This window comes from Falsiroseomonas oryziterrae, assembly GCF_021864505.1.
GTDB classification, from domain to species: Bacteria; Pseudomonadota; Alphaproteobacteria; order Acetobacterales; family Acetobacteraceae; genus Falsiroseomonas; species Falsiroseomonas oryziterrae.
In genome coordinates, this window is sequence record NZ_JAKJIB010000166.1 from 1 (window position 1) to 8,217 (window position 8,217).

Sequence of the window (8,217 nt, forward strand, 5' to 3'; positions counted from 1 at the left end):
CGGCGACCTCTTCACCGGCTGGGGCCGCGAGGCCGCCGAGCGCGCCGGCCGCATGCGCGACCAGGCGAACCTCTGGCTGCTGGTGCCGGTGACGCCGCCATCCACCGCCCTGCCCGCCGCCGCTCCCGGCCCGGCGCCGCCGCAGTGACGGCCCACCGCTCGCCGCCCGAACCCTGCTCGTTGCGCGCCGCATCGGTCCTGTGCAGGCTCCTCCGCACCGAGCTTCCGGGAGAGAACGCCATGCCCGCCACCCGCCGATCCATGATCGCCGCCACGCTCGCCGCGCCGCTGCCGGCCCTCGCGCAGCCCAGTTCCGGCTCGGCGCCGCGCGACGTCGCCGCTACCCTCGCCCCCTCCGGCACGCTTCGCGTCGCGATCAACTACGGCAATCCGGTCCTCGCCCAGCGCGACCCCGCCGGCGGCGAGCCGCGCGGCGTGTCCGCCGACCTCGCCCGCGAACTCGCCCGCCGCCTCGGCCTGCCGATGCAGGTCGTGCCCTTCGACGCCGCCGGCCGCGTGACGGAAGCGCTCCGCGCGGACGCCTGGGACATCTGCTTCCTGGCCATCGATCCGGTGCGCGCGCAGGGCATCGCCTTCACCGCGCCCTATGTGGTGATCGAGGGCGCCTACCTTGTCCGCCAGGACAGCCCGATCCGCGAGAACGCCGAGGTGGACCGCCCCGGCATCCGCGTCGCCGTCGGCCGCGGCAGCGCCTACGACCTGTTCCTCACCCGCGAGCTGCGCCACGCCACCATCATCCGCGCCCCCACCTCGCCCGCCTCCCTCGAGTATTTCCGCCGCGACAACCTCGAGGTCGCCGCCAATGTGAAGCAGCCGCTGGTCGCCTATGCGCGCGCGAACCCCGATGTCCGCGTCCTTCCCGGGCGTTTCCAGGTGATCGAGCAGGCGGTCGGCATCCCCGCCGGGCGCGCGGCCGCGCTGCCCTGGCTGCGCGCCTTCGTCGAGGAGATGAAGGCCTCCGGCTTCGTCGCCCGCTCGCTCGCCGCCAGCGGCCAGTCCGACGCCGAGGTCGCCCCGCCCGCCAGCTGACCCCAACTCGGTCTCCCCCCAAAGGGGGGAGAGGGTCGGGGTGAGGGGGGCGTACAGGACAGCGTCCCCGCTCCCCCGCCCGCGCCGCGCCCTACCTGACCCGCAGCCCCGCCTGCTCGATCACGCGCACCCATTTCACATCCTCCGCGCGCACGTAGTCGGCGAAGGCAGCGGGGTTCAGGAAGAAGCTGCGGCAGCCCTGCGCGGCCAGCGCCTCCACCACGGCCGGCTGTGCCAACGCGCGCTCCAGCGCGGCCGACATGCGTGCCACGGCCCCCTCTGGCATGCCCGCCGGCCCGATCAGCCCCCACCAGGGCGCGATCGAGAAGCCGGGCAGCCCGGCCTCGATCAGCGTCGGCACGTCGGGCGCCTGCGGCGCGCGCACCGGCGTCGTCACGCCGAGCAGCCCGATGCGCCCCGCCCGCGCATTCTCCAGCACGGTGGAAAACGCATCGAAGTAGTAGTCCACCCGCCCGCCGACGAGGTCCGCCATCGCCGGCGCCGCGCCGCGATACGGCACATGCGTCGCGCTGATCCCGGCCGCCGCGTTGAACGCCTCGCCCGCCAGGTGGCTGGTCGAGCCCTGGCCCGAGGACGCCATGTTGAAGGCGCCCGGCCGCGCGCGCGCCGCGGCGATGAAGCCCGGCAGCGTGTCGGGCAGCCCGCTCCGCGTCACCAGCGCGAAGGGCCCGTCGCCGACCGGACCGACGAAGCCGAAGTCGCGCGCCGGGTCGAAGGGCACGTCGCGCTCGATCACCGGCCGGAAGAAGGTGCCGGCGCCGGCGATCAGGATCGAATAGCCATCGGCCGGCGACTTCGCGACGTTCTCCGACCCGATCGCCCCGCCTGCGCCGGCGCGATGGTCCAGCACCACAGGTTGCCCGAGATGCGGCGTCATCGCATCGCCGACGATGCGCGCGATGTTCGACGTCGCGCCGCCCGGCGCCCAGGGCACGACGAGCCGGATCGGCTTCGTCGGAAACGCCTGTGCCAACGCCGGCAGAGGCAGCGCAAGCGCGCTGGCGGCGAGCAGCGTGCGACGCTTCATGCGCTCATCCCCTCCGCGGGCCGCGGCCGGGCGGATAGGGCCAGCGCGGATCGTTGAACTCCTGCATCTCGAGCCAGTAGCCCTCGGGATCCTTGAAGAAGCAGGAATAGACGGTGCGGCCGCCGAGCATGTTGGGCGGCCCGTCGAACTCGACGCCGCGCGCCTTGTAGTAGTGATAGGCCTGCTCGACGTCCTCGACGAGGAAGGTGAACATCATCCCCTTCGTGCCGCGCGGCCGCCCAGCCTTGTTGCACACGCCGAGGAAGCCCGTCGGGCTCACCTGGAAGACGCGGCAGACGCCCTGGTCCAGCACCTGCGGCAGCTCCAGCACGTCGCGATAGAAGTTGGCCAGCCGGTCGAGATCGTCCGTGTAGAGCCAGACGACGTTCTGCTCGATGAAGGGAGGTTTGTCGCTCACCCGCCGCTCCTGACCAGCCGCACCAGCTGCGACACATGCTCGGTCGGTGTCACCTTCTCGATCCCGTGGCCGAGGTTGAACACGAAGGGCCGGCCGCGCATCGCCGCCAGGATCTGCCGCGCCTCGGTCTCCAGCGCGATACCGCCCGCGACCAGCGCCAGCGGATCGAGATTGCCCTGCAGCCCGACATTCGGCGCGACGGCCGACGCTGCGAAGCGCGGATCCATCGCGGTGTCCATCGCCACCGTGTTCACCCCCGTGCGGCTCGCATATTCCCCGATCAGCGGCCCCGCCAGGCGCGGGAAGCCGATCACCGGAATCGACGGGTGCAGCCGCTTCACGTTGCGCACGATCGTCGCCGACGGCTCGATCACCCACCGGCGGAACTGCCCGGGCGAGAGCATTCCCGCCCAGCTGTCGAACAGCATCACCGCCTCGGCGCCGGCCTCGATCTGCGCCAGCAGGTAGTCGGTCGTCGCATCCACCAGGATGCGGATCAGCTTCCCGAAGGTCTGCGGGTCGGCATAGGCCATGCCGCGCGCCGTGTGGAAATCACGGCTGCCATGGCCCTCCACCATGTAGGCCGCGACCGTCCAGGGACTGCCGGCGAAGCCGATCAGCGCGACCTTCGGCGCATGCGCCTCCAGCGCCGCGCGCGTCAGCCGCACCGTCTCGAAGATCGGCGCCGCGCGCTCCCGCATGCGGTCGAGTTGCAGCGCCCCGATCGCCGCCGCGTCGCGCACCGGCTCCAGCACCGGCCCCTCGCCCTCCGCGAAGCGCAGCGGCTGGCCGAGCGCCCAGGGCACCATCAGGATGTCTGAGAACAGGATCGCGCCATCCATGCCGTAGCGACGGATCGGCTGGATCGTCACCTCGGCCGCCAGGTTCGGCGTGGTGCAGAGCGCGATGAAGTCGCCCGCCTGCGCGCGCACCTCGCGGTATTCCGGCAGGTAGCGTCCCGCCTGGCGCATCAGCCACATCGGCGGCGGCCACACCGCCTCCCCGCCGAGCGCCCGCAGCAGCGGCTTGCGCCCCTCGCCCGACACGCCTTCGTTCGCGCCGCCCTGCGCTTCCGCCAACCCAGCCTCCTCGGTCCTTTCCGCCATCATCAAAGAGAAATTGGAATCCTTGAAGGGTGGGAGGGGTTATTGGGCCTGTGGACGTCGGGGATGCGCCCGATGCCCCGAACCATCCACAGGGTCGTCCACGCGAGGACCGGCCGCCAAGCCGCTGACTCCGGACATCTTTCCGGACCCGTCCCGGACTCGCGACACGACCCGGGGAATCCTGTCCGGATGTCGTCCCGCGGCGGGGATTCCCCCGTCTTGCCCCAAGCCGCCCTTGACCGGCCCGAGTTTTCCCCGCCATCCCCGCCTTGCCGCACCAGCCGGGAACACCGGGGCCATGGCCCATCGCACCATCAACCTCCACCTCGTCTCCGACAGCACCGGCGAGACGCTGAACTCCATCGCCCGCGCCACGCTGGCGCGGTTCGAGGATCCGCATGTCCTCCACCATCGCTGGTCGCTGGTGCGCTCCCGCCTCCAGCTCGACCGCGTGCTGGACGGGATCGAGGCGGAGCCCGGCCCGGTCCTCTTCACCGTCGCCGACCGCAGCTTGCGCCACGCGCTGGAGGAGCATTGCCAGCGCCTCGGCGTCGCCTGCCACTCCGTCCTCGACCCCGTCATGGACCTGCTGCAGGCCGAACTCGGCGAGCGCGCGCGGGAGAAGCGCGCCGCGCAGCACGTGATGGACGCCGACTATTTCCGCCGCATCGACGCGATGCACTACGTGCTCGCGCATGACGACGGGCAGGGCGTGGCGGGCATCCACGAGGCGGATGTCTGCCTCGTCGGCGTCTCCCGCAGCTCCAAGACGCCGACCTGCTTCTATCTCGCGAACCGCGGCATCAAGGCGGCCAATGTCCCCATCGTCCCCGGCGCCACGCTGCCCGAGGAGCTGAACGACCCGCCCTGCCCGGTGGTCGGCCTGCATATCGAGGCCGGCGCGCTGATCGAGATCCGCCGCCACCGCCTGCGCCTGATCGGCGCCGCGGGCGTGCGCCAGGACGCCACCGACTACGTGGACCATGAGAGCGTGAAGGCCGAGATCCAGGCCTCGCGCCGCCTCTGCACCAGCCGCGGCTGGCCGGTCATCGACGTCACGCGCCGCTCGATCGAGGAGACGGCCGCGACCGTGCTGCAGCTGATGGAGGCCTGGCACGCCCGCCGCCGCCAGGCCGCCCAGCCGCATCAGCCGGAGGACCCGGCCGCCGGCGTGCTCGGCCCCGCATGATCCAACAAGACGACCCGCCACTCATCCTCGCCTCGCAGAGCGCCACGCGCCGCGCGCTGCTCGACCGCGCCGGCCTGCGCGTCGAGGCGCTGCCCGCGCATGTGGACGAGGCCGCGCTGAAGGACGGGTGCAAGGCCGAAGGCATTCCCGCCGAGGACGCCGCCATCATCCTCGCCGAAGCCAAGGCCGAGCGCATCGCGCGCCGCCGGCCCGACGCGCTCGTGATCGGCTGCGATCAGCTGCTGGTCTGCAAGCTCGACGACGGCGAGCGCTGGTTCGACAAGCCCGCCGATCTCGCCGCCGCCCGCGCGCAACTGGCAATGCTGCGCGGCCGCACGCACCGCCTGGTCACCGCGACCGTCGCCTGGCGCAACGGCGAGCGCGTCTGGCAGGACGTCACCAGCCCGCGCCTGACGATGCGGAGCTTCTCCGACGCCTTCCTCGACGCCTATCTCGCGGCGGAGGGCGACGCGATCCTGGCGAGCGTCGGCGCCTACCGGCTGGAGGCGCTGGGCGTCCACCTCTTCAGCCGGATCGAGGGGGAGCACAGCGCCATCCTCGGCCTGCCGCTGCTCCCCCTGCTCGGCTTCCTGCGCCAGCACGGCGTGCTGGCGGGCTGAGGCCAGCCGCTCAGCCGCACTCGGCCGACAGGCCGAGCTCCGCGAGCCACGCCTGGCCTTCCTGTTCCACCTCGCGGTCCACGTCGCGCAGCAGGTCGAGATAGCCCTGCTCCGCCTCGCCGAGCGCATGGCCGCGCAGCCGCGCCACGCCTGGATGCAGCGATACCCAGGGCGCGCGCCAGCGCAGCACCTCCACATCGCCCGCCCGCAGCGCCGCATGGGCCACCGGCAGCGTCGCTGCCGTCACCGCGTCGCAATGCCGCAGCAGCCCGACCGCGACGCTCGGACTGTCCTGGATCATCGCCGGGAAGGCCGGATGCGCGCGCCCCGCCGCGCGCGCCGCCTCCCGCGCCGCCGCCATCGGGCCCTGCACCGCCTGCGGCAGCCGGCCGATCATGATCAGCGGGAAGGCCAGGATATCCGCCAGCGTCACCTCGGGCCGCGATGCCAGCGGATGCCCGCGCCGCACGACGAAGACGCCCGGCTGCGGCCGCAGCCTCTCCACCACCAGCCCCGGATCCGGCTCGTGCCCGCGCAGGTCGAGGATGCCGAGCGACGCCTCCCGCGCATGGATCACGCGCGGCACCTCCGCCCAGTCCCCCGCGATCAGCCTGATCCGCGTCGCCGGATAGACCGAGAGCATGCGCGCCGCTGCGCGGTGGCCGAGCGTCTCGCCGACATAGGTGCCGGCCACGATGCGCAGCTCGCGCACCTGCCCGCCGCGCACTTCGGCGACTGCGCTGTCCAGCCGGTCGAGCCGCGCCAGGATATCGGCCGCCTCCGCCAGCACGGTGCGGCCCAGGTTCGTCGGGATCACGCCCTGCCGGCTGCGCTCGAAAAGCTGGCCGCGCAGCTTCGCCTCCAGCGCCGCCAGGCTGCGCGTCAGCGCAGGCTGGCTGACGCCGAGCACGCGGGCGGCGCGCACCAGCGTGCCATGCTCGGCGACCGCCTGGACCAGGCGAAGCTCCCGCACCTCGAGCATATACCCGCCATGGCAAGTTGAGATTTCCCAATCGGCATTGGCCGGCATCGCGTCCCGAATGGCAACCTTCCCGCACACAACGAGACTTGGGGGAGGGAGGCGCGTGGCACTGGCAGCGGCAAGGGCGCGTCCCGCGGCGCTCCCGCCCCCCGGCATGCTCCGGATCCCGGGCGGCCGCTTCCGCATGGGCTCCGACCGCCACTACCCGGAAGAGCGGCCCGCGCACGACGCCGCGGTCAGCCCCTTCTTCATGGACGCCACCACCGTGACCAATGCGGAGTTCGCCGCCTTCGTCGCGGCGACCGGCTACGTCACGGTCGCGGAGCGCCCGCTCGATCCCGCGCTCTATCCCGGCGCCGATCCGGCGATGCTGGCCCCCGGCGCGCTGGTCTTCCGCATGACCGAGGGGCCGGTGGACACGCGCGACGTCCGCAACTGGTGGCACTGGACGCCGGGCGCCTGCTGGCGCCACCCGGAAGGGCCGGGCAGCGACATCGCCGACCGCGCCGACCACCCCGTGGTGCAGGTCGCCTTCGAGGATGCCGAGGCCTATGCGCGCTGGGCCGGCAAGGCGCTGCCCACCGAGGCGGAGTGGGAATTCGCCGCGCGCGGCGGCCTCGACGGCGCCGAATTCGTCTGGGGCGAGGAGCTGACGCCGGGCGGCGCGCATCTGGCCAACACCTGGCAGGGCCCCTTCCCCTGGCGCAACTTCGCCGCCGATGGGCATGAGCGCACCGCGCCGGTCGCGAGCTACCCGCCCAATGGCTATGGCCTCTACGACATGGCCGGCAACGTCTGGCAGTGGACGACCGACTGGTTCGCCGCGCGCCATGAGGCGGATCCGACCAAGCCCTGCTGCGCCCCGCAGGATCCGCGCGGCCCGGCGATGGAGGGCAGCTACGACCCCGCCCAGCCGCGCATCCGCATCCCGCGCAAGGTGGTGAAGGGCGGCAGCTTCCTCTGCGCGCCCTCCTATTGCCGTCGCTACCGCCCGGCCGCGCGCCACGCGCAGATGGTGGACACGGGCATGAGCCACATCGGCTTCCGCTGCGTGCTCCGCGACACTGAGGCCGGCCACACCCAGGAGACCGCCGCATGACCCACATCCTCGTCGCGCGCCGCGCGGTGCTGTCGCTCGGCGCCGCAGGGCTGCTCGCCGCCTGCGGCGGCGGCACGCCGGAGGTGCAGAGCCAGCCGCAACGGACGATCATGGAGGTGCTCGCCTCCGACAGTTCCTTCGAGCGCTTCGTCGAGGCGGTGTCGCGCAGCGGCCAGCTGCAGGCGCTGCGCGGCGGCGGGCCCTACACGGTCTTCGCCTTCACCGATTCCGGCTGGAACGGGCTGCCGGTCTTCCTGCGGCAATCGCTGCTCGACCCGTCTGAATCGCAGCGCCTCGCCTCGGTCATGGGCAACCTCGTGGTGGATGGCCGTCACCCGATCGCCTCGCTCGGCGGCCAGCCGCGCGAGTTCACGACGCGCGCCGGCACGCGGCTGACGGTCGATCCGCGCAATGCGGAGCGCGTGACCGTCGCCTCCTCGGGCGGCCGGGCGATGAGCGCGGGCGCCGCGACCGCCGGCCTCCGCTCCGCGCGCCTCGTCCGCCAGGACATCGAGGCGTCGAACGGCATCATCCACGTGCTCGACAGCATCATCGTGCCCTGAACGGGCCCTGGGGAGAGACAACATGAGCCAACCACGCAGCTCGCGTCGCGACATGCTGCTCGGCGGCGCCGCGGGCCTCGCCGCCGCGGCCGGCGGCGGCACCGCACTGGCCCAGGCGCAGACACCGCCGCGCCCGGCCGCG

The 8,217-nt window shown here is 73.0% G+C and carries 9 protein-coding genes; 5 read left to right on the forward strand and 4 right to left on the reverse strand.

The genetic code is table 11. From position 1 onward, the window contains the following. Positions 1 to 240: 240 nt before the first annotated feature. A complete protein-coding gene (locus tag L2I40_RS13845) occupies positions 241 to 1,050 on the forward strand; it encodes an ABC transporter substrate-binding protein (protein ID WP_237215549.1) in 810 nt (269 codons plus the stop codon). Positions 1,051 to 1,141: 91 nt separating this feature from the next. Here the strand turns inward: L2I40_RS13845 and L2I40_RS13850 are convergent, their stop codons facing one another. From L2I40_RS13850 to hemE, 3 genes are read right to left on the reverse strand one after another with little or no spacing between them, the layout of a single operon-like run. Then, entirely contained in the window at positions 1,142 to 2,098 is a 957-nt protein-coding gene (locus L2I40_RS13850) for a Bug family tripartite tricarboxylate transporter substrate binding protein (RefSeq protein WP_237215550.1), read from the reverse strand. A 4-nt stretch (positions 2,099 to 2,102) separates the two neighbouring features. Next, positions 2,103 to 2,516 (reverse strand): VOC family protein, encoded by a 414-nt coding sequence (locus L2I40_RS13855; protein WP_237215551.1) that lies wholly within the window; start codon positions 2,514 to 2,516, stop codon positions 2,103 to 2,105. Next, the gene (gene hemE / locus L2I40_RS13860) at positions 2,513 to 3,595 is read right to left on the reverse strand and encodes a uroporphyrinogen decarboxylase (RefSeq protein ID WP_272910962.1); all 1,083 of its coding nucleotides are present in this window, start codon (positions 3,593 to 3,595) and stop codon (positions 2,513 to 2,515) included. The genes L2I40_RS13855 and hemE overlap by 4 nt, the downstream gene beginning before the upstream one ends. 325 nt (positions 3,596 to 3,920) lie before the next feature. Here hemE and L2I40_RS13865 point away from each other — a divergent pair, with 325 nt between their 5' ends. Together L2I40_RS13865 and L2I40_RS13870 are read left to right on the forward strand one after the other, a co-directional pair. Continuing rightward, complete coding sequence (locus tag L2I40_RS13865; RefSeq protein WP_237215552.1) at positions 3,921 to 4,811, forward strand: pyruvate, water dikinase regulatory protein; 891 nt, start codon at positions 3,921 to 3,923, stop codon at positions 4,809 to 4,811. Next, positions 4,808 to 5,431, forward strand: coding sequence for a Maf family protein (locus L2I40_RS13870; RefSeq protein WP_237215553.1), 624 nt, complete (start codon positions 4,808 to 4,810; stop codon positions 5,429 to 5,431). Before L2I40_RS13865 ends, L2I40_RS13870 begins: the two co-directional genes overlap by 4 nt. A 10-nt stretch (positions 5,432 to 5,441) precedes the next feature. Here L2I40_RS13870 and L2I40_RS13875 read toward each other — a convergent pair whose 3' ends face one another. Continuing rightward, on the reverse strand, positions 5,442 to 6,413 hold the full coding sequence (locus tag L2I40_RS13875) for a LysR family transcriptional regulator (protein WP_237215554.1): 972 nt from the start codon (positions 6,411 to 6,413) through the stop codon (positions 5,442 to 5,444). A 154-nt stretch (positions 6,414 to 6,567) separates the two neighbouring features. Here L2I40_RS13875 and L2I40_RS13880 point away from each other — a divergent pair, with 154 nt between their 5' ends. Both L2I40_RS13880 and L2I40_RS13885 read left to right on the forward strand, forming a co-directional pair. Further along, on the forward strand, positions 6,568 to 7,512 hold the full coding sequence (locus L2I40_RS13880) for a formylglycine-generating enzyme family protein (RefSeq protein WP_237215555.1): 945 nt from the start codon (positions 6,568 to 6,570) through the stop codon (positions 7,510 to 7,512). Next, on the forward strand, positions 7,509 to 8,075 hold the full coding sequence (locus L2I40_RS13885) for a fasciclin domain-containing protein (protein WP_237215556.1): 567 nt from the start codon (positions 7,509 to 7,511) through the stop codon (positions 8,073 to 8,075). The genes L2I40_RS13880 and L2I40_RS13885 overlap by 4 nt, the downstream gene beginning before the upstream one ends. Positions 8,076 to 8,217: the final 142 nt, after the last annotated feature.